Annotated in this window: 22 protein-coding genes and 2 pseudogenes; 11 read left to right on the top strand and 13 right to left on the bottom strand. The window is 68.4% G+C overall.

The window, feature by feature from the left end; genetic code table 11:
* Positions 1-21 precede the first annotated feature (21 nt).
* Positions 22-1,158 carry a 4-hydroxybutyrate dehydrogenase gene (gene gbd / locus QTI45_RS20820; protein ID WP_286655746.1) on the top strand — a complete coding sequence of 379 codons (1,137 nt, stop codon included), beginning with the start codon at positions 22-24 and terminating at the stop codon, positions 1,156-1,158.
* A 6-nt stretch (positions 1,159-1,164) separates the two neighbouring features.
* On the opposite strand, the gene QTI45_RS20825 is transcribed toward gbd, so the two are convergent.
* Positions 1,165-2,052 (bottom strand): LysR family transcriptional regulator, encoded by an 888-nt coding sequence (locus QTI45_RS20825; protein ID WP_286655747.1) that lies wholly within the window; start codon positions 2,050-2,052, stop codon positions 1,165-1,167.
* Positions 2,053-2,150: 98 nt separating this feature from the next.
* Here QTI45_RS20825 and bla point away from each other — a divergent pair, with 98 nt between their 5' ends.
* Positions 2,151-3,032: a class A beta-lactamase gene (gene bla / locus QTI45_RS20830; RefSeq protein ID WP_286655748.1), complete on the top strand. Its 882-nt coding sequence runs from the start codon at positions 2,151-2,153 to the stop codon at positions 3,030-3,032.
* On the opposite strand, the gene QTI45_RS20835 is transcribed toward bla, so the two are convergent.
* Positions 3,004-3,990 (bottom strand): tripartite tricarboxylate transporter substrate binding protein, encoded by a 987-nt coding sequence (locus QTI45_RS20835; protein ID WP_286655749.1) that lies wholly within the window; start codon positions 3,988-3,990, stop codon positions 3,004-3,006. The two genes, bla and QTI45_RS20835, sit on opposite strands and share 29 nt — an antisense overlap.
* A 155-nt stretch (positions 3,991-4,145) precedes the next feature.
* Between QTI45_RS20835 and QTI45_RS20840 the strand changes: the two genes are divergently transcribed.
* The 4 genes from QTI45_RS20840 to QTI45_RS20855 are packed head-to-tail and all read left to right on the top strand — an operon-like array spanning position 4,146 to position 7,387.
* Positions 4,146-5,717, top strand: a complete 1,572-nt coding sequence (locus QTI45_RS20840; protein ID WP_286655750.1) for a class I adenylate-forming enzyme family protein — start codon at positions 4,146-4,148, stop codon at positions 5,715-5,717.
* Between the two features lie 19 nt (positions 5,718-5,736).
* Positions 5,737-6,366, top strand: a complete 630-nt coding sequence (gene nthA / locus QTI45_RS20845; protein WP_286655751.1) for a nitrile hydratase subunit alpha — start codon at positions 5,737-5,739, stop codon at positions 6,364-6,366.
* The gene (nthB, locus tag QTI45_RS20850) at positions 6,363-7,025 is read left to right on the top strand and encodes a nitrile hydratase subunit beta (protein WP_286655752.1); all 663 of its coding nucleotides are present in this window, start codon (positions 6,363-6,365) and stop codon (positions 7,023-7,025) included. Before nthA ends, nthB begins: the two co-directional genes overlap by 4 nt.
* Positions 7,022-7,387, top strand: a complete 366-nt coding sequence (locus tag QTI45_RS20855) for a nitrile hydratase accessory protein (protein WP_286655753.1) — start codon at positions 7,022-7,024, stop codon at positions 7,385-7,387. Before nthB ends, QTI45_RS20855 begins: the two co-directional genes overlap by 4 nt.
* A 13-nt stretch (positions 7,388-7,400) precedes the next feature.
* Here the strand turns inward: QTI45_RS20855 and QTI45_RS20860 are convergent, their stop codons facing one another.
* From QTI45_RS20860 to QTI45_RS20870, 3 genes are all read right to left on the bottom strand, one after another.
* Positions 7,401-7,622, bottom strand: a complete 222-nt coding sequence (locus QTI45_RS20860) for a hypothetical protein (RefSeq protein WP_286367869.1) — start codon at positions 7,620-7,622, stop codon at positions 7,401-7,403.
* A 66-nt stretch (positions 7,623-7,688) separates the two neighbouring features.
* The gene (locus QTI45_RS20865) at positions 7,689-8,762 is read right to left on the bottom strand and encodes a patatin-like phospholipase domain-containing protein (protein WP_286655754.1); all 1,074 of its coding nucleotides are present in this window, start codon (positions 8,760-8,762) and stop codon (positions 7,689-7,691) included.
* Between the two features lie 41 nt (positions 8,763-8,803).
* Positions 8,804-11,176 carry a Tex family protein gene (locus QTI45_RS20870; RefSeq protein WP_286655755.1) on the bottom strand — a complete coding sequence of 791 codons (2,373 nt, stop codon included), beginning with the start codon at positions 11,174-11,176 and terminating at the stop codon, positions 8,804-8,806.
* A 97-nt stretch (positions 11,177-11,273) separates the two neighbouring features.
* On the opposite strand from QTI45_RS20870, the gene QTI45_RS20875 reads away from it, so the two are divergent.
* The 4 genes from QTI45_RS20875 (at position 11,274) to QTI45_RS20890 (ending at position 14,560) form a co-directional block, all read left to right on the top strand.
* Positions 11,274-11,771 (top strand): hypothetical protein, encoded by a 498-nt coding sequence (locus tag QTI45_RS20875; RefSeq protein WP_286655756.1) that lies wholly within the window; start codon positions 11,274-11,276, stop codon positions 11,769-11,771.
* A gap of 68 nt (positions 11,772-11,839) precedes the next feature.
* On the top strand, positions 11,840-12,415 hold the full coding sequence (locus QTI45_RS20880; protein WP_286655757.1) for a DUF2239 family protein: 576 nt from the start codon (positions 11,840-11,842) through the stop codon (positions 12,413-12,415).
* A 142-nt stretch (positions 12,416-12,557) separates the two neighbouring features.
* Positions 12,558-13,904 (top strand): MATE family efflux transporter, encoded by a 1,347-nt coding sequence (locus tag QTI45_RS20885; protein ID WP_286368299.1) that lies wholly within the window; start codon positions 12,558-12,560, stop codon positions 13,902-13,904.
* Positions 13,871-14,560 carry a glutathione S-transferase gene (locus QTI45_RS20890; RefSeq protein ID WP_286655758.1) on the top strand — a complete coding sequence of 230 codons (690 nt, stop codon included), beginning with the start codon at positions 13,871-13,873 and terminating at the stop codon, positions 14,558-14,560. The genes QTI45_RS20885 and QTI45_RS20890 overlap by 34 nt, the downstream gene beginning before the upstream one ends.
* A 50-nt stretch (positions 14,561-14,610) precedes the next feature.
* Here the strand turns inward: QTI45_RS20890 and QTI45_RS20895 are convergent.
* The 3 genes and pseudogenes from QTI45_RS20895 to QTI45_RS20905 all read right to left on the bottom strand — a co-directional run.
* Positions 14,611-16,521, bottom strand: a pseudogene (locus tag QTI45_RS20895) (YadA family autotransporter adhesin); the annotation flags it as partial.
* A gap of 644 nt (positions 16,522-17,165) precedes the next feature.
* Positions 17,166-17,237 (bottom strand): annotated as a pseudogene (locus QTI45_RS35365) (ESPR-type extended signal peptide-containing protein); the annotation flags it as partial.
* 432 nt (positions 17,238-17,669) lie between these two features.
* Positions 17,670-18,641 (bottom strand): LysR substrate-binding domain-containing protein, encoded by a 972-nt coding sequence (locus tag QTI45_RS20905; protein WP_353621323.1) that lies wholly within the window; start codon positions 18,639-18,641, stop codon positions 17,670-17,672.
* A 92-nt stretch (positions 18,642-18,733) separates the two neighbouring features.
* Here QTI45_RS20905 and QTI45_RS20910 point away from each other — a divergent pair, with 92 nt between their 5' ends.
* The gene (locus QTI45_RS20910) at positions 18,734-19,441 is read left to right on the top strand and encodes an FMN-dependent NADH-azoreductase (protein WP_286655761.1); all 708 of its coding nucleotides are present in this window, start codon (positions 18,734-18,736) and stop codon (positions 19,439-19,441) included.
* Positions 19,442-19,459: 18 nt separating this feature from the next.
* Here QTI45_RS20910 and QTI45_RS20915 read toward each other — a convergent pair whose 3' ends face one another.
* Genes QTI45_RS20915 through QTI45_RS20935 form a run of 5 tightly spaced genes read right to left on the bottom strand, consistent with a single transcriptional unit; the run spans position 19,460 to position 24,569 of the window.
* A complete protein-coding gene (locus tag QTI45_RS20915; RefSeq protein ID WP_286655984.1) occupies positions 19,460-20,077 on the bottom strand; it encodes a Tom37 metaxin N-terminal-like domain-containing protein in 618 nt (205 codons plus the stop codon).
* 20 nt (positions 20,078-20,097) lie between these two features.
* The gene (locus QTI45_RS20920; RefSeq protein WP_286655762.1) at positions 20,098-21,324 is read right to left on the bottom strand and encodes a catalase family protein; all 1,227 of its coding nucleotides are present in this window, start codon (positions 21,322-21,324) and stop codon (positions 20,098-20,100) included.
* Positions 21,321-22,805, bottom strand: a complete 1,485-nt coding sequence (locus tag QTI45_RS20925) for a Dyp-type peroxidase (protein ID WP_286655763.1) — start codon at positions 22,803-22,805, stop codon at positions 21,321-21,323. The genes QTI45_RS20920 and QTI45_RS20925 overlap by 4 nt, the downstream gene beginning before the upstream one ends.
* Complete coding sequence (locus QTI45_RS20930) at positions 22,802-24,133, bottom strand: hypothetical protein (RefSeq protein WP_286655764.1); 1,332 nt, start codon at positions 24,131-24,133, stop codon at positions 22,802-22,804. The genes QTI45_RS20925 and QTI45_RS20930 overlap by 4 nt, the downstream gene beginning before the upstream one ends.
* A 4-nt stretch (positions 24,134-24,137) precedes the next feature.
* Positions 24,138-24,569 carry a hypothetical protein gene (locus QTI45_RS20935; protein ID WP_286655765.1) on the bottom strand — a complete coding sequence of 144 codons (432 nt, stop codon included), beginning with the start codon at positions 24,567-24,569 and terminating at the stop codon, positions 24,138-24,140.
* Between the last annotated feature and the right edge of the window lie 50 nt (positions 24,570-24,619).

A 24,619-nucleotide genomic window follows, 5' to 3' on the forward strand; every position in this document is an offset into this window, starting at 1 on the left:
CCGCCGCACCGGCGTCCTCCCATGGCCCTCATCCAGTACCTGACCCAGATCCAGTTCGACTTCGGCGCCATCCGGCTGCTGCGCAGCGAATGCGAGCGCATCGGCATTGCACGGCCCCTGGTCGTCACCGACGCCGGCGTACGCGCCGCCGGCATCCTGCAGAAGGCGCTCGACGCGCTCGGCGACCTGCCGGTCGCAGTGTTCGACCAGACCCCCTCGAATCCGACCGAAGCCGCGGTGCGGCTGGCCGCGGCCCAGTACCGCGAGGCGCGCTGCGACGGCCTGATCGCAGTCGGCGGCGGCTCCGCCATCGACTGCGCCAAGGGGGTCGCGATCGCCGCCACCCACGAGGGCCCGCTCAAGACCTACGCCACCATCGAGGGCGGCTCGCCGAAGATCACCGAGCGCGTGGCGCCGCTGATCGCCGTGCCGACCACCAGCGGCACCGGCAGCGAGGTCGCGCGCGGCGCGATCGTGATCGTCGACGACCATCGCAAGCTCGGCTTCCACAGCTGGTTCCTGATGCCCAAGGCGGCCATCTGCGACCCCGAGCTCACGCTCGGCCTGCCGCCACGGCTCACGGCCGCCACCGGCATGGACGCGATCGCGCATTGCATGGAGACCTTCATGTCGGCGGCCTTCAACCCGCCGGCCGACGGCATCGGCCTCGATGGCCTGGAGCGCGCCTGGGCCCACATCGAGCGCGCCACCCGCGACGGCAGCGACCGCGAGGCCCGGCTCAACCTCATGAGCGCCTCGATGCAGGGCGCGATGGCCTTCCAGAAGGGGCTGGGCTGCGTGCACTCGCTGAGCCACAGCCTGGGCGGCATCGATCCGCGACTGCATCACGGCACCCTCAACGCCCTCTTCCTGCCGGCCGTGATCCACTTCAACGCCGGTGCCGAATCGGTGCAGAAAGAGCAGCGCCTGCAGCGCATGGCGCAGGCCATGCATCTCGACTCGGCCGGTGACCTGGGCGACGCGATCCGCGACATGAGCGCGCGGCTGGGCCTGCCCAAGGGCCTGGCCGAGGTCGGTGTCACGCCGGCCGTGTTCGAGGCCGTGATCGACGGCGCGATGGCCGACCACTGCCACAAGACCAACCCGAGGCTCGCGAGCCGTGACGACTACCGGCAGATGCTCGAAGCATCGATGTAGGCGTCATCAGCCCGCCGGCAAGGCCGCGGCAGTCGCCTGTGCGAGCAGCCAATCGCGGAACAGCCCCATGGCCGGACTCACCGGCCGCGAGCGCAGCCGGGTGAGCCAGTAGCTGCCGGTCGCCACCTCGATGGACAGGGGCCGCAGCAGCCGCCCTTCCTGCAGCTCACGCTCGAACATCGAGGCTGGCGCCAGCGCGACCCCGGCGCCCTGCAAGGCCGCTTCGACCATCAGCCGCGAGGAGTCGAATACCGGCCCCCGGATGGCGGGGCAGTCCAGCCCCGCCGCCGCGAACCAGCCTGGCCAGTCTTCCACCCGGTAGGAGCGCAGCAGCGTCTCGTGCGCCAGGTCCTGCGGGCGGCGTACGCGGGCCGCCACCAAGGGCGCGCACAGAACCGTGAGCGGCGCCTCGACCAGCGCCTCGACCTGCAGTCCCGGCCAGTTGCCGTCGCCGAAGCGGATCGCGAAGTCCAGCCCCTCGGCCGCCAGGTCGACCACGTTGTTGTGGGTCATCAGGCGCAGGTCGATGAAAGGACAGCTGTCACGGAACAGGCGCAGCCGCGGCATCAGCCAGCCGACCGCGAAGGTGCCGACCACGCCCACGCTCAGCACCTCGAAGAAATGGCCGTTGTCGAACTGCTGGATCACCGATTCGATGCGGCCGAAGGCGTCGACCAGCACCGGCAGCAGCGCCAGGCCTTCGTCGGTGAGCGCGAGGCCGCGCGGCAGGCGCCGGAACAGGGCGACGCCCAGCCGGGCCTCGAGCCCGCGCACCTGCTGGCTGACCGCCGCCTGCGTGACGCTGAGTTCAGCCGCCGCCAGGGTGAAGCTCAGGTGGCGGGCGGCGCATTCGAAGGCGCGCAGGGCATTGAGCGGCAGGTGGGGTCGGGCCATGAATTCGACGATAGATTTTCTTTTGCGAAGCAGAAAATACCATCGTTTGTCCTGTCGCCCGCGATCGCGCAAAGTACGCCGCATTCAAGGAGACTTTGATGATGGATCGCCGACATTTTTCGGCCGCCCTGCTCGCCGCGCTGGCCAGTTCGTCGGCCCTGGCGCGGTCCGACGGCAAGACCGAGTTGCAACGGCAGCTGGCCGAGATCGAGACGGCCAGCGGCGGCCGGCTGGGGGTGTGCATCCTCGACACCGGCAGCGGACTGCGTGTCGGCCATCGCCCGGACGAACGCTTTCCGATGTGCAGCACCTTCAAATTCCTGGCCGCCGCGGCTGTCCTGAACCGCGTCGACCAGGGAAAGGAGCGGCTGGAGCGGCGCATCGTCGTCACCCGGCGCGACCTGATTCCGCACGCGCCCGTGACCGGAAAGCATGTCGGCGAGCCCGGCCTGACCATGGCCGAGCTCTGCGAGGCGGCAGTCACCCTGAGCGACAACCCGGCCGCAAACCTGATGCTCGCGAGCTTCGGCGGCCCGGCCGGCCTGACGCGCTATCTGCGCGGCCTCGGCGACACGCAGACGCGGCTCGACCGCAACGAGCCCGGACTCAACGAATCGCTGCCCGGCGACCCGCGCGACACCACCACGCCGGCCGCGATGCTGGGCACCATGCAGAAGATCCTCTTGGGTGATGCGCTACTGCCCGCCTCGCGCGCGCAGATTCAGTCCTGGCTCGACGGCTGCCTGACCGGCGACAAGCGCCTGCGCGCCGGCGTCCCGGCGGACTGGCTGGTCGGCGACAAGACCGGCACCGGTCCCCGCGGCAGCACCTGCGACATCGCCATCCTGCGCCCGCCGCGGCGCGCGCCGATCCTGGTGACGGCCTATCTGACCGGCACGCAAGCGTCGATGGAGGCTCGCGATGCCGCACTGGCGTCGGTCGGTGCCGTGGTCAATCGGGCTTCACGCCCGCAGTCTTGATCACCTGCGCCCACTTGGCCGTCTCGGCCGCAATGAAGGCATCGAACTCCTCCGGCGTGCTGCCGGCCGGGAAGGTGCCCATGGCCTCGAGCTTGGCCCGGGTCTCGTCGCTCTTGATGATCCGTGCCACCTCCTCCGACATGCGCTTGACGATCTCGCGCGGCGTGCCGGCGGGGGCCAGCATGCCGGCCCAGGTGCTGCCGGTGAATCCCGGGAAGCCCTGCTCGATGAAGGTCGGCACCTCGGGCAGCACCGGCAGACGGCGCTCGCTGGCGACCCCGATCAGCCGCACCTTGCCGGCCTTGCCCTGGTTGATGAGCCCCGTCGGCGCATCGAAGAAGAGCTGGATCTGCCCGCCCATCAGGTCGGTCAGCGCCGGCACCGCGCCGCGGTACGGGATGTGGATCATGTAGGTCTTGGTGAGCGACTTCCACAGTTCGCTCGTGAGGTGCGCCGCCGAGCCGTTGCCCGACGAGCCGAAGCTCACCTTGCCCGGGTTCGCGCGCGCGCAATCGATCAGTTCCTTCGCGGTCTTGAAAGGCGCGTCGTTGTTGACCGCGGCGAGCAACGGCGAGACGCCCATCAGCGACACCCCGACCAAGTCGCGGCGCGGGTCGTAGGGCAGCTTGGGATAGAGCGTGGTGTTGGCGGCATAGGCCGCGATCACGACGCCGAAGGTGCTGCCGTCGGGTGCCGCCTTGGCCACCGCGTCGACGCCGATCAGGCTGTTGGCGCCGGGCTTGTTGTCGATGACGACGGTCTGGCCGAGCCGGCTCTGCAGGCCGGGCTGGATCAGCCGCGCCATCTGGTCGGTGAAGCCGCCCGGCGTGTAGGGCACGACGATGCGAATCGGCTTGCTCGGCCAGGCCGTCTGGCCCAGCGATGGGGCCGCGACCGTGACCGCCGCGGCGGCGGCCGAGAGGTTGAAGACGCGACGAGACAGGCGGGCTTGCGGCATGAAATAGGCTCTCCAGGATGTTCGAACCATTCTCAAAGGCGGCAGGCGGACCGAGGCTCAGGGTTTGCCCGCCAGCCCGGGTGGCAGCCAATTCACGCAAGACGGAGCGATGCGGCCTCCCTATGGTCGCGGCACAAAAGACAGGGAGACAAGCCATGCTTGAACAGGAGACGGCCTCGCCGAGCGCGCTCGAGCGCAACCTCATCGAACGGGTCTGCGTGGGCGACGTGCTCGCCCGCAGTGCCGACCTCCATCCTGACCGGGTGGCCATCGTCGACGGTCCGCGCCGGCTGCGCTATGCGGACTTCGATCGCCAGGTCGACCGACTCGGCCACGCCCTGCTCGGCCTCGGACTCGCGCGCCAGGACGTGGTGGCGGTGATGGCGCGCAACAGCACCGAACTGCTGCTGAGCTACTTCGCCTGTGCCCGCGCCGGACTGGTCTGCGCGCCGGTCAACCTCGGGCTGCGGCCCGCCGAGATCGCCTGGTGCCTGCGCGATGCCGGGGCCCGCGTGCTGATCGTCGAGGCGGCGCTGAGCGACACGGCCCGGAGCGTGCTGGCCGAAGCGATTCCCTCGCTCGCGCATCGCTTCCACACGGGCGACGAGTTCGATGCCCTGATCGCCAGCGCCAGCCCCGAGCCGCTCGAGGTCGAGATCGGCGACCGCGACGCCGTTCAGATCCTCTACACCAGCGGCACCACCTCGACGCCCAAGGGCGTGCTGACCAGCCATCTCGCGGTGACGATGGCGGGTCTGAGCGGCGCGTTGCCGCTGCACGGCGGACCGGGCTACACGGCGCTGGTCGCCTTGCCGCTGTTCCATTGCGCCATGCTCAACGGCACGGTGCTGCCGCTGATGATCCTCGGCGGCACGCTGGTGCTGACCCAGGGCTTCGAGCCGCGGCAGGCGGCGACGCTGATCGAGTCCGAAGGCGTCCACCTGATGGTCCTGCTGCCGATGATGTACGGCCTCCTCCTCGCCGATCCCGCGCTGCGCAGGCGCAGCTTTCCGACCATGCGGCGCGCCATGTATGCGATGGCGCCGATGCCGCACGAGCGGCTGGCGGACATCCACGCGATGTTCCCGAACGCCGACGTGGTGCTCGCCTCGGGCCAGACCGAGTTCACGCCCGCGACCTGCATGCAGCGGCCCGAGCACCAGTGGAGCAAGTCGGCCACCTGGGGCACGGCCACCGCGATGACGCGCGTCGCCGTCATGGACGAGCATGGCCGGCTGCTGCCGCGCGGCCAGAGCGGCGAGCTGGTCTACCGCGGGCCGCAGGTCATGAACGGCTACCTGAACATGCCCGACGAAAGCCTTGCCTGCCTGCGCCACGGCTGGTTCCACAGCGGCGACGTGGCCCGCATCGACGAGGACGGCGCGATCTGGTTCGAGGATCGCTTCAAGGACGTCATCAAGACCGGCGGCGAGAACGTGGCTTCGGTCGAGGTCGAGCGCTGCCTCATGGCGCATCCCGAGGTGGCCGAGGCCGCGGTGGTCGGCCTGCCGCACCCGCACTGGGGCGAGGCGATCACCGGCGTCGTCGTGCGCAGGCCCGGCTCGGAGCTCGACGAAGCCACGCTGATGGCGCATTGCGGCGCGCGGCTGGCGGGCTTCAAGGCGCCGAAGGCGATCGTCTTCGTGGCCGAGTTCCCGCGCACCGGCACCGGAAAACTGCAGAAGCACCTGATACGCGACCAGCACAAGGACTGCTACCAGCCCTGAGCCGCGCTAGCATGCGCGCATGGCACACGAGCACGACCACGACCATGCCGACGACCACAGCGAACTCGGCGAGATGGACCTGCGGGTGCGCGCACTCGAGACCGTGCTCACGCAGAAGGGCTACATCGATCCGGCGGCCCTGGACGTCCTGATCGATACCTACCAGACCCGCATCGGCCCTCGCAACGGCGCACGCGTCGTCGCCCGAGCCTGGGTCGACCCGGCCTTCCGCGACTGGCTGCTGGAGGACGCCACGGCGGCGATCGCCTCGCTCGGCTACAGCGGGCGCCAGGGCGAGCACATGGTCGCGGTCGCCAATACCGACACCCAGCACCACATGGTCGTCTGCACCTTGTGCAGCTGCTATCCCTGGCCGGTGCTGGGCCTGCCGCCGACCTGGTACAAGTCCGCGCCCTATCGTTCGCGCGCCGTGAAGGATCCGCGCGGCGTGCTGGCCGAGTTCGGCGTGCAGCTGCCCGCATCGACCGCGATCAGGGTCTGGGACTCCACGGCCGAGCTGCGCTATCTCGTGATTCCCCAGCGCCCCTGCGGCACCGAGGACTGGAGCGAGGAAGCCCTGGCCGATCTCGTGACCCGGGATTCGATGATCGGCACCGGACTGGCCCGCAGGCCGGAGGCGGCGCCATGAGCTACGTCTCTCATGCCGACCTCGGCGGCCGCGACCTGCCGGGCGCCATCGTCCCCGAGCCCGAGGGCGAGCCTTTCCATGCGCCCTGGGAGGCGCGTGTGCTGGCCCTGACCCTGGCGATGGGCGGCACCGGCTCCTGGAACATCGACGCCAGCCGCAGCGCCCGCGAGACCCTGCCCGGCTACGCCCGGCTGAGCTACTACCAGATCTGGCTGGCGGCGCTCGAGGCGCTGATGGTCGAACGCCTGCAACTGCTGCCCGACGAGCTGGCCGCCGGCCGCATGCTGCATACGCCGCAACCGGTCAAGCGCGTGCTGCAGGCGGCCGAGGTGCCGGCCGCGCTGGCCCGCGGTTCGGCCACGGAACGTCCCGCCACCGCGGCGGCACGCTTCGCGCCCGGCCAACGCGTTCGCGCCCGCGCCGGCGCGGTCGATCACCACTCGCGCCTGCCCGGCTACGTGCAGGGCAAGGTCGGCCGCATCGAGCATCTGCACGGCATGCACGTCTTCGCCGATGCCCATGCCCAAGGGCTGGGCGAGCAGCCGCAATGGCTCTACACGGTGGTCTTCGATGGCGCGGCGTTGTGGGGCGCCGAGGCCGCGCCCGGTCTCAGCGTGTCGGTCGACGCCTGGGAGAGCTACCTGGAGCCTGCCGCATGAACGAAACCCAGCAACCGCTGCCCGGCATGACCAGCGACGATGGCGCCGGGCCGGTGTTCCGCGAGCCCTGGGAGGCGCATGCCTTCGCGCTGGCGGTGTCGCTGCATCAGCGCGGCCTGTTCAGCTGGCCCGAATGGGCCGACGCGCTGGCCCGGCAGATCGGCGCCGCCCAGGCCGCCGGCGATGCCGATCTCGGCGACACCTACTACCGCCACTGGCTGGCAGCACTGGAGACCCTGGTCGCGGCCAAGGGCGCGAGTTCGGCAGCGGAACTCGAACGCTACCAGCAGGCCTGGGACCGGGCCGCCGACCGCACGCCGCATGGGCGCGCGATCGAATTGCGCGAGCAGGATTTCGGCTGAGCCCGACCGGGCTTCAGCGCTTGCGCCCACCCATCACCACCAGCACGCCGCCCACCACGATCGCGCCGATGCCGGCCCAGACCGGCAGCTCGATGTCCTGCTTCTCCTTGACCGCCAGCTCGACCGGTCCGATCTTGATCTGGTGGGTCGACTTGGTGAAGCTCACGCGGCCCAGCGCGAGCGACAGGATGCCGGCGAAGATCAGGAGAAGGCCGATGATTCGGAATGCGTTCATGGAGGGCTTCGAAGAAGGCGGTGCGGGCGTCGACTGTAGCGCCGTCGTGCCCAGGGCGTGTTCACGCTACAGCGGCTGCACCTCTTGCACGCTGCAGCCCGCCTCCAGCCATTGCGCGAACTCGTCCGCCAACTGCCGCGACGCCGCGGCCGCGGCGCTCCAGGCCTTGATGCGTCCGGCCAGGTCGTTGCCATAGCGGATGAAGTCGTTGCGATCCGGCAGCTTTCCGTTGGGCAGCGAGCGCACCCACGCCGGGTCCGGTGCCAGCACCACCATGCGGTCCAGAAAGCCGGTCGGCTTGTGGCGCCACTTGAGCCCCTTGTCCAGCCAGCCCGGCACCACCGCCCGCTGGAAATGCGGATACAGCACCAGGCCTTCGGCCTGGCCGTAGTCCAGGTGCAGGTGGTAGTCGGTGATGCCGCCGTCCCAGTAGGCACCCGCGGGCGCGCCGGGAATGTCGTGCACCGCCTCGAGCATGAAGGGAATCGAGCACGAGGCCTGCAGCGCAAGCTCGAAATTGGCCTCGATCAGGTCCACCTGCCGGGTGCGGAAATCCCGCGTGCCGAAAGGCAGCGCCGCGCCCGGGGTCGAGAACACCACGCGCTCCAGCCACGCGCCAAGGCTTCTGCGGTGCACGCTGTTGGTGATGAAGGCACCCAGGTAGCCCACCGGCGTGCGCGCCGGGCCTTCGCGACCGAGGATGTGGCGCCCGCGCGAGGTGATCACGTGCAGCCGGTAGCGCGCATGGCCGAGCACTTCAGACGTGCGGCCCCCATAGAAGCTGCGCAGCCCTTCGCCGAACTGCCGGCTGACCTGCTTCGCACTCAGCCGCTTCTGGCCAGCCGGCACTTCGAAATGCTGGTGGATATAGCCCTGCTCGAACTGCTCGAAGGCGGTCCTGGTGTCGCCCAGGCAGGCATTGGCCAGCCGCCAGGCGCCGATCGAGGCGCCGACCAGGTCGATCGGCTGCGTGCCTTGCGGCAGCCAGTCGGCAAACAGGAAACGGTCGAGCGGGCCCAGCACCAGCCCCTTGGGGCCGCCGGCCGCGCCAGGGACCGTGCGCACGTCCTGCGGGCTCAGGCCATTCGCGGCGATGTGCTCGCGGGCCGCCGGGCCGGCGTAGATGCGAAGCGCCTTCATGCGATGCTCACTGGCAAGAATCGTGCGCCCGCGGCCGCCACCTACTTGCGCAGCCCCTGCAGCTTCGCGAAGGCCGAGGCCATCTGCCCGGCCGGCTGCGGCGAGTTGTCGCGGCGCGGGCCCTGCTGGCCCCGCCCTGCCCCTTCGAAGCGGTTGTCGCGCGGGCCGTCGCGCCGCGCCGGCGCGGCGTCGAGCTTCATCGACAAGCCGATGCGCTTGCGCGCCACGTCGACCTCCATCACCTTGACCTTCACGATGTCGCCGGTCTTCACGACCTCGCGCGCATCGTTGACGAACTTGTGCGAGAGCTGGCTCACGTGCACCAGGCCGTCCTGGTGCACGCCGAGGTCGACGAAGGCGCCGAACTGCGCCACGTTGCTCACCGTGCCCTCGAGCACCATGCCCTCGACCAGGTCCTTGATGTCGTCCACGCCGTCGTTGAAGCGCGCCACCTTGAAGTCCGGGCGCGGATCGCGGCCCGGCTTCTCGAGTTCGCCGAGGATGTCCTTGACCGTGATGACGCCGAACTTCTCGTTCGCGAACAGCTCGGGCTTGAGGGTCTTGAGCATGTCGGCGCGGCCCATGATCTCGGCCACCGGCTTGCCGGTCTTCTCGATCATCTGCTCGACCACCGGATAGGTCTCCGGATGCACGCCGGTCATGTCGAGCGGGTTGCTGCCGCCGCGGATGCGCAGGAAACCCGCGCTCTGCTCGAAGGTCTTGGCGCCGAAGCCGCTCACGTCCAGCAGCTGCTGGCGGCTGGCGAAGGCGCCGTTGGCCTCGCGCCAGCGCACCACCGCCTTGGCGACGCTGCCCGACAGGCCGGAGACCCGCGACAGCAGCGGCACGCTGGCCGTGTTGAGGTCGACGCCGACCGAGTTCACGCAGTCCTCGACCACCGCGTGCAAGGTGCGCGCGAGTTCGCTCTGGTTGACGTCATGCTGGTACTGGCCGACGCCGATCGACTTGGGGTCGATCTTGACGAGTTCGGCCAGCGGGTCCTGCAGCCGCCGCGCGATGCTGGCGGCGCCGCGCAGGCTGACGTCGACATCGGGCATCTCCTGCGAGGCGAATTCGCTCGCCGAATAGACCGAGGCGCCGGCCTCGCTGACCACCACCTTGTCGACATTCACCGCCGGCGCGCCGGCCTGGGCCGTCATCTTGGCCAGCAGCTTGATCAGGTCGGCGGCCAGCTTGTCGGTCTCGCGGCTGGCGGTGCCGTTGCCGATCGCGATCAGGTTCACGCCGTGCTTGGCGCAGAGCTTGCCGAGCGTGTGCAGCGAGCCTTCCCAGTCCTTGCGTGGCTCGTGCGGGAACACGGTCGCGGTCTCGACCAGCTTGCCGGTCGCGTCGACCACCGCCACCTTGACGCCGGTGCGAATGCCCGGGTCCAGGCCCATCACGACACGCGGGCCGGCCGGCGCCGCCAGCAGCAGGTCGCGCAGGTTGTCGGCGAAGACCTTGATCGCGACCTTCTCGGCATCCTCGCGAAGCCGGGTGAACAGGTCGCGCTCGGTCGACAGCGCGAGCTTCACGCGCCAGGTCCAGGCCACGCACTTGCGCAGCAGGTCGTCGGCCGCGCGGCCGGCATGGCTCCAGCCCAGGTGGAGGGCGATCTTGCCTTCGGCGATCGAGGGCTTGCCCGGTTCGGGCTCGACCGGCAACACCAGCTTGGCGTCGAGGATTTCCAGCGCGCGGCCGCGGAAGACCGCCAGTGCGCGGTGCGAGGGCACGCGGCCGATCGGCTCGTCGTAGTCGAAGTAATCGCGGAACTTGGCGACGTCGGCGTTGTTCTCGTCCTTGCCCGCCATCAGGCTGGACTTGAGCAGGCCTTCGGCCCAGAGCCATTCGCGCAGCCGTTGCACCAGCGGCGCGTCCTCGGCCCAGCGCTCGGAGAGGATGTCGCGCACGCCGTCGAGCACCGCCGGCACAGTCGAGAAGTCGGGGCCCGGCTTGCCGTCGTCCAGCGTGGTGGCGGGTTGCAGGAAGGCCTTGGCCTCGATCGCGGGGTCGAGCGTCGGATCGGCCAGCAGCTTGTCGGCCAGCGGCTCGATGCCGAATTCGCGCGCGATCTGGCCCTTGGTGCGGCGCTTCTGCTTGAACGGCAGGTACAGGTCTTCGAGCTCCTGCTTGGTCGGCGCGGCGTCGATCGCGGCGCGCAGCTCGGGTGTCAGCTTGCCTTGTTCGTCGATGCTTTTCAGCACCGCTGCGCGACGGTCTTCCAGCTCACGCAGGTAGGACAGGCGGGCTTCGAGTTCACGCAACTGGGTGTCGTCGAGGCCGTCGGTGGCTTCCTTGCGGTAGCGGGCGATGAAGGGCACGGTGGCGCCGCCGTCGAGCAGATCGACGGCAGCCTTCACCTGGTGCTCGCCGACCTTGATCTCGGCCGCGAGCTGGCGAATGATTTTCTGCATGGATGAGGAGGAAAGTCCCGTGGACGACGGCGCGCGGGGCGCGGGGCGAATGAACCGCGGAAGTTTGCCATAGGCCCCGGGCGGACAATGGCGACCCATGCGTATCTTGAAGCAACTCCTGGGCAGGCTCGGCGTGGCCCTCCTGGTCCCGGTGCTGCTGTTCGAGGAATGGGGCTGGGAACCCCTGTCGCGCGGCGCGGCGCGGCTGGCGCGGCTGCCGGTCTGGGCGCGCATCGAAGCGGCGGTGCGCACGCTGCCGCCCTGGGGCGCGGTGCTGGCCTTCTTTCTGCCGGCGCTGATGCTGCTGCCGGTCAAGCTTTTCGGACTCTTCCTGTTGGGCGAAGGCCACGCGATGAGCGCCCTGCTGCTGCTGCTCGCAGCCAAGCTCGTGGGCACGGCCATCCTGGCCCGGCTGTTTCAATTGGTCGAGCCGGCGCTGATGCAGCTGCCGTGGTTCGCACGCTTCTACCCGCGCTGGAAAACCTGGAAGGACGCTGTCTTCGAGCGCGTGCGCCTGTCCGCACCCTGGCGCGCGGCCCGGCGCTTGAAGAACGGCGTTCGACGCTGGTGGCGGGCGGCACGGCGCACCTCCTGACATTTCGCAGGCAAATTTTGCCCGGGTAGATTGCGAATTCTTTTTCGCCCGGGTATTATTCGCGCCCCATGCCTTCATCCACCCCCGAATCCACCGTGACCGTGTTCGCCGGCTTCCGCCGCATCGCCTCCGGCCCGCGCCCCGAAGTGATCGCGCGGCTGCGCGAGATCGAGTCCAGCGCCGACGGCGCGCCCCCCTTGGTATTCGACGACCTCACCGGCGAGCGCCTCGACCTCGACCTGCGTGCAGGCGCGCAAGCAGCGTCGGCCTCCGGGCACTGCGACGACCCGGTGGCCCGCGGCGTCGGCCGTCCCAAGCTCGGCGTGGTCGCACGCGAAGTCACGCTGCTGCCGCGCCACTGGGATTGGCTCAACCGCCAGCCCGGCGGCGCTTCCGTGGCCCTGCGCAAGCTGGTCGACGAGGCCCGACACGTGCACGCCGACCGCGACGCCCAGCGGGCCGCACGCGAAGCCGCCTACCGTTTCATGACCGCGATCGCCGGTGACCTGCCCGCGTTTGAAGAAGCCGCCCGTGCCCTGTTCGCGGGCGAAGAAGCTCGCTTCGGCAACCTGATCGCCGACTGGCCCGAGGACGTGGTCGCGCAGCTTCGGCGGCTCTCCGCCTCGGCGTGGAGCGAAGCATGAGCCCCCACCCGGCCGCTCCGAAGGGGGCTCGCACCGCAATGCGAAGCATGGAGGTTATGCAATGAGCAGCCGAGATCCGGCCCTGCTCGCCGACCCGGCGCCGCTGCAGAAGGCGCCGCCCGTCAACCCGCGCCTGGCCGCCATGGCCTCGAAGCCGCTCTGGAAGGTGTTCCTGCTGTTCCTCGCGCCGATGCTGCTCAGCAACATCCTGCAGTCGCTGTCGGGAACGATCAACAACGTCTACCTGGGGCAGATGCTGGGCGTGCGGGCGCTGGCGGCGGTGTCGGGCTTCTTCCCGGTGATGTTCTTCTTCATCGCCTTCACGATCGGCCTGGGCGCCGGCGCCTCGGTGCTGATCGGCCAGGCCTGGGGCGCCCGCGAGCCCGACAAGGCGCGCGCCGTGGCCGGCACCACGCTCACGGTGGGCATCCTGTTCGGCCTCGGCGTCGCGATCTTCGGCGGCGTCTTCACCGAGCCGATGCTGAAGCTGCTCGGCACTCCGGCCGACATCCTGCCCGATGCCACACGCTACGCGCGCATCATCCTGATCGCGATGCCCGGGCTGTTCGTGTTCCTGCTGTCGACCGCGATGCTGCGCGGCGTCGGCGACACCGTGACGCCGCTCTACACGCTGATGATCTCGACCGCGATCGGCCTGGTGATCACGCCGGCGCTGATCAAGGGCTGGTTCGGCCTGCCGCAGATGGGCGTGGCCAGCGGCGCCTGGGCCACGGTGATCTCGTTCGTGATCGCGACCGGCTGGCTGGCCTTCCATCTGCGGCGCAAGAAGAGCCCGCTGGCGCCCGACGCCGATTTCATGCGCCATCTGCGCATTCGCCCGGCGCTGCTCAAGGCGGTGCTCAAGGTCGGCGTGCCGACCGGCGTGCAGATGATCGTGGTCTCGCTCGCAGAGATCGCGCTGCTGTCCTTCGTCAACGCCTACGGCTCGGATGCCACCGCGGCCTATGGCGCGGTCAACCAGGTGGTGGCCTACGTGCAGTTCCCGGCGATCTCGATCGCGATCACGGCCTCGATCCTCGGCGCCCAGGCCATCGGCGCCGGCCAGGTCCAGCGCCTGGGGGCGATCACCCGCACCGCGCTGCTGATGAACCTGGTACTGACCGGCTCGCTGGTGTTGCTGGGCTACCTGTTCTCGCGGCCGCTGATGGGCTTCTTCATCACCAGCGAGCCGGTGATCGAGGTCGCGCAGACGCTGCTTCACATCATGCTGTGGAGCACCGTGATCTTCGGCATGGGCGCCGCGCTGTCGGGCATCATGCGGGCCAGCGGCTCGGTGCTGGTGCCGACCGCCATCTCGGTGTTCTGCATCGCGCTGATCGAGGTGCCGGTCGCCTGGTGGCTGAGCCATCGATTCGGGCTCAATGGCATCTGGGTCGCCTACCCGGTGGCTTTCAGCGCCATGCTGACGCTGCAGGCCTGCTACTACCGCTTCGTATGGCGCAAGAAAGCGATCCGCAAACTGATCTGAGCGCGGCCGCGCTGCCGGTGCTGTACTCGTTCCGGCGCTGCCCCTACGCGATGCGGGCGCGGATGGCGATCGCCGTCAGCGGCCAGCGCTGCGAATTGCGCGAGGTCGTGCTGCGCGACAAGCCGGCCGAGCTGCTGGCCGCTTCGGCTAAAGGCACGGTGCCGGTGCTGGTCGACACCGAAGGCCGCGTGATCGACCAGAGCCTGGACATCATGCTGTGGGCCCTGGAGCGCAACGACCCCGAAGGCTGGTTGCGACCCGCTCGGGGGACGCTGAACGACATGCTCGCACTGATCGCGGAATGCGACGGCGGCTTCAAGCGCCACCTTGACGGCTACAAGTACCCCGATCGGCAGCCCGGCGGCGATGCCTCGGCGCATCGCGCGCGAGGCGCCGTCTTCCTCGAGGAGCTCGAGGCTCGTCTTCGATCATCGTGCTGCCTGCACGGGGATCACGCGGCGCTGTCGGATATCGCGATCGCGCCCTTCGTGCGCCAGTTCGCGCAGGTCGATACCGCATGGTTCGATGCCCAGCCTTGGCCGCGCCTGCGCGCATGGCTCGCGCAGCGCCTGGGTGCCACGGTCTTCACGCGGGTGATGGACAAGTACCCGACTTGGCGTAGCGGCGAAGTCGGGGTCGGATTTCCAGCGGATTGATGCCGGGCGAAGCGGCCGTGACGGCCGCCTCTCCATTCTCTGGCGCGGGCTTACCAATTGAACGACGCACCGGCGCCGACGGTGGTGCCGGCTGCGCTGATGCCCACGCCTGCCTTGATCGTGACGCGTTCGTTCAGGCGCGCGCTGGCGGCAACGGCCATGGCGGCATAGTTCTTGAAGCTGCCCACGCCCATGCCCATCGCGAACTTCTTGCCCGGATCGACGTTGGGAATCATCGTCAACGCGGTGGCTGCGGCGACACCGCCGTAGGCATTGCGCGCGACGCCATCCACCGCTTGCTGGACCTGGTTCACACGCTGGTCGGTGTAGGCCTTCGCGTTGTCGGCCACGTTGTCGAGCTGTCCCTTGTTGACGGCGTCATGCGTCATGACGCCGTCGGCGACATTGGCGATGGCGCGCTCGTTGCCAGCCGATCCGACGGAGACGGTGTCTTCGCGATCGCTGACCGACCCCGCCCCCAAGGCGACGCTGTTGCTGGCCGATGCGGGCGCGCCGGCGCCAAGGGCCACGGCGTTGTCGCCGCTGGCCGCAGCCGCGCGGCCATCGTCGCCGCTGGTTGCCAGGTGCGAGTTCGCCTGGACCGTGGTCTTCTCGATCACGTTCTGCTTGGCATCGCCGATGGCGCCGATCTTGCCCGCGAGGCCGTTGAGCGCGTCGCCGACGTTGTTGTACGTCGTGTTGTTCACGGAGTAGCTCGGGGCCGAGACCGTGCCGTCGGCGTTGACCGTCGAGCCGCCACCCAGGGCGCCGGCCACCGAGTTGCTCACGTCGTACAGCTGGCTGCCGTTGATGGCATCGAGGCTGGTCGCGTTGACCGCGCCGGCGGCCACGCCTGTGAGCGTGCGGGCACCGGCGGTGCCGGTGAAGTCGACCACCGTGCCGTCCTTGCCTGCAGCGACCGTGATGTTCCTGGTCGCCGCATCTTGCTTGACCAGACCAACCGAGCCGCTGTCCAGGTTGTTGGTCAGGTTGTCGATCTCAGTCGTGTTCTGCGCCACGCGGCCATCGAGGTTGGTCACTGCGTCGCCCACGTTGTCGACCGTGGCGCCGCCGACCGTGTAGCTCGGCGCGGAGACCGTCCCGTCGGCGTTGACCGTGGAGCCACCGCCCAGAGCCCCGGCGACCGAGCGGCTCACACCGTGCAGTTGGCTGCCGTTGATGGCATCGAGGCTGGTCGCATTGACCGCACCGGCGGCCACGCCGCCCAGCGTACGAGCACCTGCGGTACCGGTGAAGTCAACGACGGTGCCGTCCTTGTCGGCAGCCACCGTGATGTTCCTGGTCGTCAGATCCTGCTTGACCAAGCCGATCGAGCCGCTGTTCAGGTTGTTGCTCAGGTTGTCGATTTCGGTCGAATTCTGCGTCACGCGGCCGTCGAGGTTGGTGACTGCGTCACCCACGTTGTTGACCGTCGAGCCACCCACGCTGTAGCTGGGTGCCGAGACCTTGCCGTCCGCGCCGACCGTCGAGCCGCCGCCCAGGGCGTTGGCCACCGAGCTGCTCACGCCGTGCAGCTGCGAGCCGTTCACCGCCTGCTGGCTCGTTGCGTCGATCGCACCGTCGGCCACGCCTTCCAGCACGCGTGCGCCGGCCGTGCCCGTGAAGTCCACCTTCGCTCCGTCGGTGTCCTTGGCCACCGTGATATCGCGGCTGGTCGCATCCTGCTGCACCAGACCCACCGTACCGTTGGCCAGGTCGTCCGTGATGCCGTCGATCGCGCTCTTGTTGTCATCGATCGCGCTCTTGTTCACCGTCACGCGGCCGTCCAGGTTGGTGACTGCGTCACCCACGTTGTTGACCGTCGAGCCGCCCACGCTGTAGCTGGGCGCGGAGAGCTTGCCGTCTGCACCGACCGCCGAGCCGCCGCCCAGGGCCTTGGCGACCGAATCGCCCACGCCGTAGAGCTGCGAGCCGTTGACGGCGTCCATGCTGGTCGCATTGTCCAGATTGGCGATGGCGTTCGTGTTGCCGGCGATGTTGGTCGTGTTGGTCGCAATGTCGGCCGTGTTGCCGGCCACGTTCTGGTTGGTCGCAACAGCTGCGAGCCGTTCACCGCTTCGGTGCTGTCGGCCGCCAGCGTGCCGTCCTTCACGCCGGCATCGGTACTGGCGGAGCCGACCGAGCCTGTGGCAAGACCCGTGATCTGGCCGTTATTGAGCCGGATGCCCGCGCCAGCAGCCGTGATGTTGAGGCCAACGCCATTGCCGTTGGTGGTTCGGACACCCGTCGTGATGCCGTTGATGTATTGGTAGCCGCCAACGGACATGTTGTTATTGGCAATTACCACATTGTTCGTTTGGCTGATGTTGTTGTAGCCAGAAAAATTGCTACACGCAGACCACGTAGGATTGGAAGAGGTTCCATCCATATATTGGCAACCACCCGGATCGACACTGCCAAAAGCAACGTCGTTGACAACAAAACTCGCAAAGGCGCTCTGTGGCATGCTGAAACTGGCCAAGCCGGCCAAGGCCATTGCCGCCGCCGCCAGCACCGAACGGCCGAAGCCTGAGCGCGCCGCACCACGCGCGCCCTCTTGCGCCTGCGCACGCACCACTGCGCCCTTCGAAGCCTTGCCTCGTGCCGAGACGGCCTCACTGGCGGCCACCCATGCTCCAAGGGCTTCATTCCAAATACTGGTATACGACTTGTTCATCAGACAGATCCTTCAAGTTCAAATTGATGCCATTCGCGCAGACCGTCTGGGCGACAAGGGCTTTCGATTGCCCTCGACTCCGAATGCATGAACCCAGTGGATGCGCAGTACAAGGACTTGGAATCAATGATATTGAAGCGTCTTTGCGGCGTATATGAGAATTGTCTCAGTCAAAATGAAAATCTGACGAGGAAAAAATGCATCACCGACCCATATCTGGGTCGTTGAAAATTCCCGGAAATTGGCGCCCTCAACTCGTTTTCAGGCTCTTCGATCTATTTGATTTCAGCCTGCGCGATTAGGCTCAATACTTTTTCAAGGAGGTTCAGCCGCGGCGTTATTGCGTAAATGCAGATTGACTCCCGGAGGAGCATTAATTGCTCGTCGGCGCAAAGGCACCGCCGTCCGCGACGGTGCTGGCACCGCTTCCGATCAGTTCCCCTGCCGGCTCGCTTCGGCGGCCGCCCAGCGCCAGACGGCCTGGATCGCGGGTTCCCGCTCGCGGCCCTTCGCCGCCGCCAGGAAATAGCCACCCGTCGACAGCGAAGGCCCGAAGGGTTGCAGCAAGGCGCCGCTGCTCAATTCGTCGGCGGCCAGCGTCAGGCTGAGCAGCGCGATGCCATGGCCCGCCAGCGCGGCGAGCATGGCGTGTGATTCGTCCGAGAAGGAAAGATCCTTGCCCTCACTGCCCTTGCCGCGCCGTGCCGGTGAAGCAATGCCCGCCTCGTCGAACCAGCGCGCCCATGACGCGGGTGCGTTCGCGCTCGGCTGCCAGTCGAAATGGATCAGCGGGTGCTTCGCGAGATCCCGCACACGGCTTAGGCCGAGAAGCGGGCTGCACACGGGTGCGTACCGCTCTGCGATCAGTGGTTCCGTGCTCAGGCCGGCCCACTGCCCCGTGCCCGAGCGGATCGCGAGGTCGACCTCATCCCGCGTGAGATCGACCACTGCATCGCTGGCATGCAGACGCAGTTCGACGCCGGGGCACGCGGCGCGGAAGCTCGCCATGCGAGGCAACACCCACCGGGCCGCGAAGGCGGCATGGGTCGTCAGGGTGACGGTCTCGCGTGCGCTCCGCGCACGAACCACGCGAACGCCCGCCTCCATCACGTCCAGCCCTTCTCGCACTGCCGCGAACAGGCGCTCGCCGGCCGGCGTCAGCGCAAGCTGGCGGGTGAGCCGACGAAACAGCGGCTGACCGAGTGAGTCCTCGAGTCCACGCACCTGATGACTGATCGCGGTCGGCGTGACGGACAACTCGCGCGCGGCGCGTTGAAAGCTCTGATGCGCCGCCGCTGCCTCGAAGGCGCGCAGCGATGAGAGCGGCGGCAGGCGGCGGGGTCTTCTGCCGCCTTCGATAGATGAAATCACATCATCCATCAAAGAAGAATCATCGTTCGTCATTGCCTCACCTACTTTAGACAATCCAATCATGCCAGTCCTCTCGGTCTGATACGAGAGATTGATTCATCCATTATCTGCAACGAAGGTACGCCATGACAAACATTCTTCACATCGACGCCAGCGCCCGCCCGGGACGTTCGGGAATCGATCCATACGGTTCGCATACGCGCCGGCTTTCCGCACGCTTCATCGAACGCTGGCGCGCTTCGAGGCCGCACGACCCGGTCGACTACCTCGACGTCGGCCAGTCGCCCCCCGCGAACGTGACCGGCCGGTGGATCCACGCCGCATTCACCCCGCCGAAAGCCCGCCAGCCCTGGATGCACGAGGTGCTCGCCGAAAGCGACCGGCTGGTGGACCAACTGATCGCCTCCGACCTGATCGTGGTTGGACTGCCGATGTACAACTTCAGCGCGCCGGCGCAATTCAAGGCCTACATCGACAACATCGTGCGCGTCGGCCGCACTTTCGGCTTCGACCGCTCGCGCGGCGACGTGCCGTACTGGCCGTTGCTAGGCGATGCGGGCAAGCGCGTAGTGCTGCTCGGTTCGCGCGGCGACTTCGGCTACGACAAGGGGCAGCGCATGGCGCACATGAACCACACGGAGGCCAGCGTGCGAACCGCGCTGGGCTACATCGGCATCACCGAGGTCCACGAGGCAGCGGTGGAGTACGACGAGTTCGGTGACGAACGGTTGGCGCAGTCGATCGACCAGGCGGAGCGTGCCGTCGATGAACTCGTGGGGCGGTTGATCGGAGCTCCTGAGGCCATTTCGAGGGCGGATGCCCTTGCTGCCTGATTGCCCGGTCGCCCGCCTCTACGCTCCTGCGGCGGCATCGCTCGCGCTGCCCGGGTCAGGCCGACGCCATATCGCGCTCCGGCCAATACTGCCGCAGCATCCGCTGGTGGTTGCGCACCAGGTTTGCCCGGTCGGCGACCACCTGTTTCTGCGGCGACTCGAACGGCGGCAGCAGCAGGGTGTGAAGGCCAGCACGCTGCGCCGCACCGCCTTCACTGCCAAGGCGCGCGCGAACGCGGGCACCCCCAGCGCGCCCATGTAGTCGGCCATGACCGGCCTCAGGATCGCGAAGTTCGGCTCGGGCACCCAGCGTTGGTAGTAGGCAGCGAAATAGAGATCGGTCTCGAACAGCGACCGCCAGGCGCAGGCGACCGCCTGCTCGGCGGGGCTCCAGCGCTGCTCGTCCAGAGGGTCCTGGTGCAACTCGCGCAGCAGGTCGATGATCTGCTGCGAGTCGTTGACGAGCTGGCCATCGTCCAGCGTCATGGCCGGCAGCTTGGCGTTGCTCATCTTCCGCACGTTGGCGACCTGCGTGGTGCACGGCAGCTGCGCCATCCGCAGCCAGGTCAGGAGCTTGACGACGAAGGGACTGAGGTCGATGGTGTTCCAGGCGGGGCCGAAGGCATGGACGATCATTGGATGCAAGCACTCCCCGCCTACTCGAACACCTCATCCCCCGTCGGCTCGTAATGCGGCACCGCGTTCATCGTGTGCCGCAGCTTCGCGAGCTCCCAGTACATCCGCCTGCGCGCGCGGCTCTGGTTGCCGAGCGGGCGATGTTCGGCGATCGTATGCCACGGGTTGAAGGAAAGCCGCTTGGCGAACTCCATCTGCGACGGCGAATCGAAGCGCTGCCGCGGCAGCCGCAGCGTCGCCACGCTCACCCGCGGCGACAGCTTCTCCGGCCACAGCACGCCGGCGTTCTCGATCGGCATCAGGTGCGGGTCGGTCTGCATCTGCACCCGGAAGTCGAGCTCGACGTCGTCGTTGGCCAGCGCCGACACCATCGCCTGGCGCAGGTACTCGTCGGGCGGACGCAGCGGCAGCCGCGGGATCGGCGTGCGCTTGTTCGACTTCGGCCAGACCGAATACTGCATCGCCTGGCCCTCCCCCATCAGGTACGGCACGCAGCTGAAGTACGGCGCCTCGAAGGGGCTGCTCTGGGTCTTGATGAAGAGCGACTGCATCACCAGGTCGAGCACATGCGGATCGTGCAGGTTCACGAAGTAGAAGATCTGCGCGTTCTTCACGCTCTCGCGCTGCAGCGCCGCGTTGCACTTGGTGTCGGGCGTGACGAAGGTCGGCGTCGACACGGCGAACATGTCCAGCGTGTGCTGCTCCTCCTCCATCAGCTTAGGCCCCGGCACGCCCAGGAGCTTGATGCTGATGCTCATGAAGCCGACGTCGTCGATGTCCGGCGTGACGTAGGGCCCGGGCCCCGAGAAGCGGACCCAGCAGCGGAAGGTCTGCGGCGTCGCGTAGATGCCGCGCTTCATGTGCGCGGGAATGTTCTCGTGCACCGTGAACTCGCCACGCACGAGTCCTTGCGTCTTGGTGTTGCCGCCGCGCTCGAAGCCGCCGGGCTTCCAGAGGTCGGTCATCTGGCGCGTGAAGCTCTTGACGATCGAGTCGGTGAAGCTCTCCTCGTCGGGCAAGGGCCGCTCTTCGGCGATCGCGAGGCCTTCGTCGCTGCGGCGGCTGTTGATCAGCGCGGTCGTGAGGCGCGCCAGCGGATCGCGCAGGAAGGCATCGAAGGCCGGACGCAGCAGGGGATCGAAGCGGCGTTCCAGCCGGATCAGCGCCATGCCCGAATCGCTCACGAAGTTGCGCCAGGCGGAGCCGGTGTTGGCCCGCGGCGTCGGACGGCTGGCATTCGAGTTCATGGCTGCACCTTCGACAGGTAGCGCAGGGCCCGCAGGCCGGGCAGGAAGAAGTACGCGCCGCCGCGCACCGTGACGAACTGCGGCAGGCCGCAGACGCGGCGGTCGGGGCCCGACTCGAGCGGGATCGAGAAGCCGTCGGTCGGCGTGCCGTCGTCGCGCGGCAGGTGGGTGGCCGTCAGCGGATCGCTCTCGTCGGCCATGCCGTCGAAGCGCAGGCCCGCGAGCCAGGCCGATTGCACGAACTCGAACTGGCGCGCGATGTTGGCGCCCAGGCAGATGAAATGCAGGCCGGTGGCATCGCCGCCGGGTGCGAACGACAGCGCCTGCTCGATCGACATGCCGGGTCCGTACTCGCGGCCACGCCGCAGCAGCCGGTGGAAACGGGTCGACGAGACCTTGTCCACCGCCAGCGCCTCGGCATCGAAGCCCAGCGTCCGCCGGGCCCAAGAGACCAGGCCCGGGCGCCCCGGCGGCAGGTCGGCGTTGCGCGGATTGCTGCGCCGGATGTGGGCCCCGATCGGGCAGCGCAGGCCCTCGCGATCGCTCGCATAGGTGAAGCTGTTGCGCGGATCGTCCTCGCCGGGGATGCGCTCGCCGGTGTCGCCGACCAGTGCCTCGCCTTCCATCGTCCGACCCACCAGCGTCTCGGCCAGCTGCTTGCGCAATGCGGGATCGCCGTCGACCTGGGCATCGATGAAGCGCCAGAAACCGGCGACGTCCTGCTGCAGCTGGCGCAGCACCAGGTAGCTGCCATTGCGTCCCAGGTCGACCTTGTCGGGCGCGTCCTCGGCGCGCGGCAGCACCGCGCCGGGATCGCGGTCGGTGTCGAGCAGGGGCCGGTCGGTGTAGGCGCCGTACTCGTTCGGATAGCCGAGGAGGTATTCGCCCAGGCACGAGACATTGCTGTAGTCGCCGCGCTCCTCGTCGCGCACCGCGCGCTGGCGCTGCCAGTCGACCGTCGGCTCCGAGATGCCGTCGGCGAAGCCGAAGGGCTCGGTGCCGTCCATGTCGGAGGTGTCCAGACAGGCCATCAGCTCGAAACCCAGCTCGCACTGCGCGAGCACGGTGCGCTGCCAGTCCTCGAGCCCGCCGGGCACCGCATAGAGCATCAGCAGCACGTGCGGCAGCTGCTCCGGCGTGCCGCCCCATTGCCAGGCAGCCGGATCGTTCGGCCCGAGGTCGCCGAGCCGCCGCGCCCGGCTGGCATCGCTCGCCATGCCGACGATGAACTCGTGCGAAAAGAACTCGACGACGTCCGGGCGCAGGCCCAGCGCCTGCAGCCCGCTGCTGGTGAAGGCGACCTGCAGCGCCGTGGCCGGCGGCGGCTGCTGCGTCGTCGCGCTGCTGACCGGCGCCTGCGCCAGCCAGCCGCGCGCGGCGGCGGGATCGGTCACGCGCAGCAGGAGGAAGCAGGCCTGGGTCAGGCGCTTGTAGCCGAAGCGCACCAGGCCCTGGATATCGTCGTACTCGACCGCGCTCATAGCAGCCTCAGCCAGGCCAGCGCCTGGGCGTCGCTCATCTGGTGCATGTCGAAGCCCTCGCGAATGCGCCGGTTGCGCTCGAGGTCGGTCAGCGTGAGGCCGGGGTAGGCCCTGTACCAGACCTGGGTCGGAAGCTGGTGCCGGCGCTGGTAGTACTTGAAGCGCAGCTCGTGCCGCGCCCCGCCCTTCAGCAACCAGTCGGTGCGCGGCCAGCCGAAGCCGTTGCTGAAGGCCAGGTTCAGGCCCCAGGCGGCCTTGTTGATGAAGTCGTCCATGTAGCTCTCGTGGCTGCCGTCGTAGTTGCTCGCGAACAGCACGCGCGCCTTGCCGTCGATGAACACCCAGCGCGCGAAATGGATGGTCTGCACCCGCGCCAGGTGGCCGCGGCCGAAGACATGGCGGCAGGCGTAGTCGATCGCATAGAGGATGAGCTGCGTGAGCCAGCGCCTGAACAGCCCCGGCTTGACCGCACCCAGCGCCGTGAAGCTGTTGGTGAGGTCGTGGTCCTCGAGCCGCTGCATCTCGAGCAGCGCCGGGCGGTCCGGCCGCGGACAGAACTCCGGGTCGCTCTTCTCGTGGCGGCGCAGTGTCCAGACCAGGTAGGCGGCGGCCAGCAGCAGCAAGGGCAGCAGGAGCGGCCAGCGCAGCACGAGCAGCACCAGCACCAGCAGCGCGATCAGCGGCGCGATCGCATGCAGGAAGTTGCGCAGCATCCAGCCCGAGGGCGTGCGCTCGGGCGAACTCAGCAGCAGCCGGCCCTCGAGCTGCTCGGCCTGCACGAAGGCCAGCAGGAGGCGCCGCAGCGCCTGCGGGTCTTCGGCTTCGGCCGCGATGTCGCGCGGCACCTGCGAGGCCAGCGCGCGCTGCAGCGCACTGTCCTCGCGCACCTGGCGCACGGTGCGGCCGATGCGGTTGACGTAGCCCGCGGTGGCGGGCACCGAATGCGACTTCAGCCAGGCGCGCAGATCGAGGTCGGCATCGAAGCCCTCGCAGTGCGAGAAGATGCGCCGCAGACCGTCGCCCGCGGTCTGCGCGAACTCGGCCAGCTGGATGGCGCCCGGCCCGTCGCATTCGCCGAGGAAGACGAGGTACAGCGGCGGCACGCGGGGCCGCGGCAGGTCGAAGGCCTCGAGGTCTCCGAGCGTGGTGTCGGGCAGCAGCGCCAGGCGGGCGAAATGCAAGCGTTCGAAGCGGCCGAACGGAACCAGCGCGTTGTCGGGATCGGCCATGCCGGGTTGCAGGTTCATGGTGTCCAGCAGCTTGCGCAGGCTGGCCTCGCGGCCGTCGGCAACCGCCGCGATCACCATGAAGTGCGATTGGGGAGTCACCGCATCAGAACTTGAGGCAGAAGTCGATCAGCCGTTCCTTGCCCCAATAGACCTTGCCAAGGTAGAAGCCGGGTCCGATGAGCCGGATCTCGTCGCGGATCCATTGCGCGACGAAGGAGGTGTCGGAGTAGTCGAGCACGATGCAGGGCTTGTGGTCGAGCCAGCTCTCGCCCTGGTAGACCTTGGCGACGATGGCCTGCACGCCGAGGATGCTGACCTTGTTCTTCAGCACGCCCTTCTCGGCATCGAACACCTTCCCCTGCCAGCCGAAGAAGTTGATGATCTTCGCGATCGACTCGGTGTAGTGCGTTCCGGGCGCGATGATCGCGGTGCCCTCGGCCTCGCCGTGGGGGATCTCTCCGGGCGGGCTGGCGCGGAACAGGTCGTCGAGTTGCTGCTGCGACATGTCGAGCAGCTGCTGCACGTCATAGGCCATGGTCTCTCTCCTCCGGGGAAGCCCCGTCGTTCACAAAGTCTCAGCTCTTC

This window comes from Variovorax saccharolyticus, from assembly GCF_030316765.1.
GTDB lineage: Bacteria > Pseudomonadota > Gammaproteobacteria > Burkholderiales > Burkholderiaceae_C > Variovorax > Variovorax saccharolyticus.

Bases quoted from the DNA above. Each gene is read 5' to 3' on its own strand.
- QTI45_RS20915 (WP_286655984.1), bottom strand. From the start codon at position 20,077: ATGATCGTCCATGCCTTCGGCCCCGCCTGGAACACCATCGACCTCAGT.
- QTI45_RS20875 (WP_286655756.1), top strand. From the start codon at position 11,274: ATGCGTATCTTGAAGCAACTCCTGGGCAGGCTCGGCGTGGCCCTCCTG.
- QTI45_RS20905 (WP_353621323.1), bottom strand. From the start codon at position 18,641: ATGACGAACGATGATTCTTCTTTGATGGATGATGTGATTTCATCTATC.
- QTI45_RS20880 (WP_286655757.1), top strand. From the start codon at position 11,840: ATGCCTTCATCCACCCCCGAATCCACCGTGACCGTGTTCGCCGGCTTC.
- gbd (WP_286655746.1), top strand. From the start codon at position 22: ATGGCCCTCATCCAGTACCTGACCCAGATCCAGTTCGACTTCGGCGCC.
- bla (WP_286655748.1), top strand. From the start codon at position 2,151: ATGATGGATCGCCGACATTTTTCGGCCGCCCTGCTCGCCGCGCTGGCC.
- QTI45_RS20885 (WP_286368299.1), top strand. From the start codon at position 12,558: ATGGCCTCGAAGCCGCTCTGGAAGGTGTTCCTGCTGTTCCTCGCGCCG.
- QTI45_RS20865 (WP_286655754.1), bottom strand. From the start codon at position 8,762: ATGAAGGCGCTTCGCATCTACGCCGGCCCGGCGGCCCGCGAGCACATC.
- QTI45_RS20840 (WP_286655750.1), top strand. From the start codon at position 4,146: ATGCTTGAACAGGAGACGGCCTCGCCGAGCGCGCTCGAGCGCAACCTC.
- QTI45_RS20920 (WP_286655762.1), bottom strand. From the start codon at position 21,324: ATGAACTCGAATGCCAGCCGTCCGACGCCGCGGGCCAACACCGGCTCC.
- QTI45_RS20925 (WP_286655763.1), bottom strand. From the start codon at position 22,805: ATGAGCGCGGTCGAGTACGACGATATCCAGGGCCTGGTGCGCTTCGGC.
- QTI45_RS20910 (WP_286655761.1), top strand. From the start codon at position 18,734: ATGACAAACATTCTTCACATCGACGCCAGCGCCCGCCCGGGACGTTCG.
- QTI45_RS20835 (WP_286655749.1), bottom strand. From the start codon at position 3,990: ATGCCGCAAGCCCGCCTGTCTCGTCGCGTCTTCAACCTCTCGGCCGCC.
- QTI45_RS20890 (WP_286655758.1), top strand. From the start codon at position 13,871: ATGGCGCAAGAAAGCGATCCGCAAACTGATCTGAGCGCGGCCGCGCTG.
- QTI45_RS20860 (WP_286367869.1), bottom strand. From the start codon at position 7,622: ATGAACGCATTCCGAATCATCGGCCTTCTCCTGATCTTCGCCGGCATC.
- QTI45_RS20855 (WP_286655753.1), top strand. From the start codon at position 7,022: ATGAACGAAACCCAGCAACCGCTGCCCGGCATGACCAGCGACGATGGC.
- QTI45_RS20935 (WP_286655765.1), bottom strand. From the start codon at position 24,569: ATGGCCTATGACGTGCAGCAGCTGCTCGACATGTCGCAGCAGCAACTC.
- nthA (WP_286655751.1), top strand. From the start codon at position 5,737: ATGGCACACGAGCACGACCACGACCATGCCGACGACCACAGCGAACTC.
- QTI45_RS20870 (WP_286655755.1), bottom strand. From the start codon at position 11,176: ATGCAGAAAATCATTCGCCAGCTCGCGGCCGAGATCAAGGTCGGCGAG.
- nthB (WP_286655752.1), top strand. From the start codon at position 6,363: ATGAGCTACGTCTCTCATGCCGACCTCGGCGGCCGCGACCTGCCGGGC.
- QTI45_RS20825 (WP_286655747.1), bottom strand. From the start codon at position 2,052: ATGGCCCGACCCCACCTGCCGCTCAATGCCCTGCGCGCCTTCGAATGC.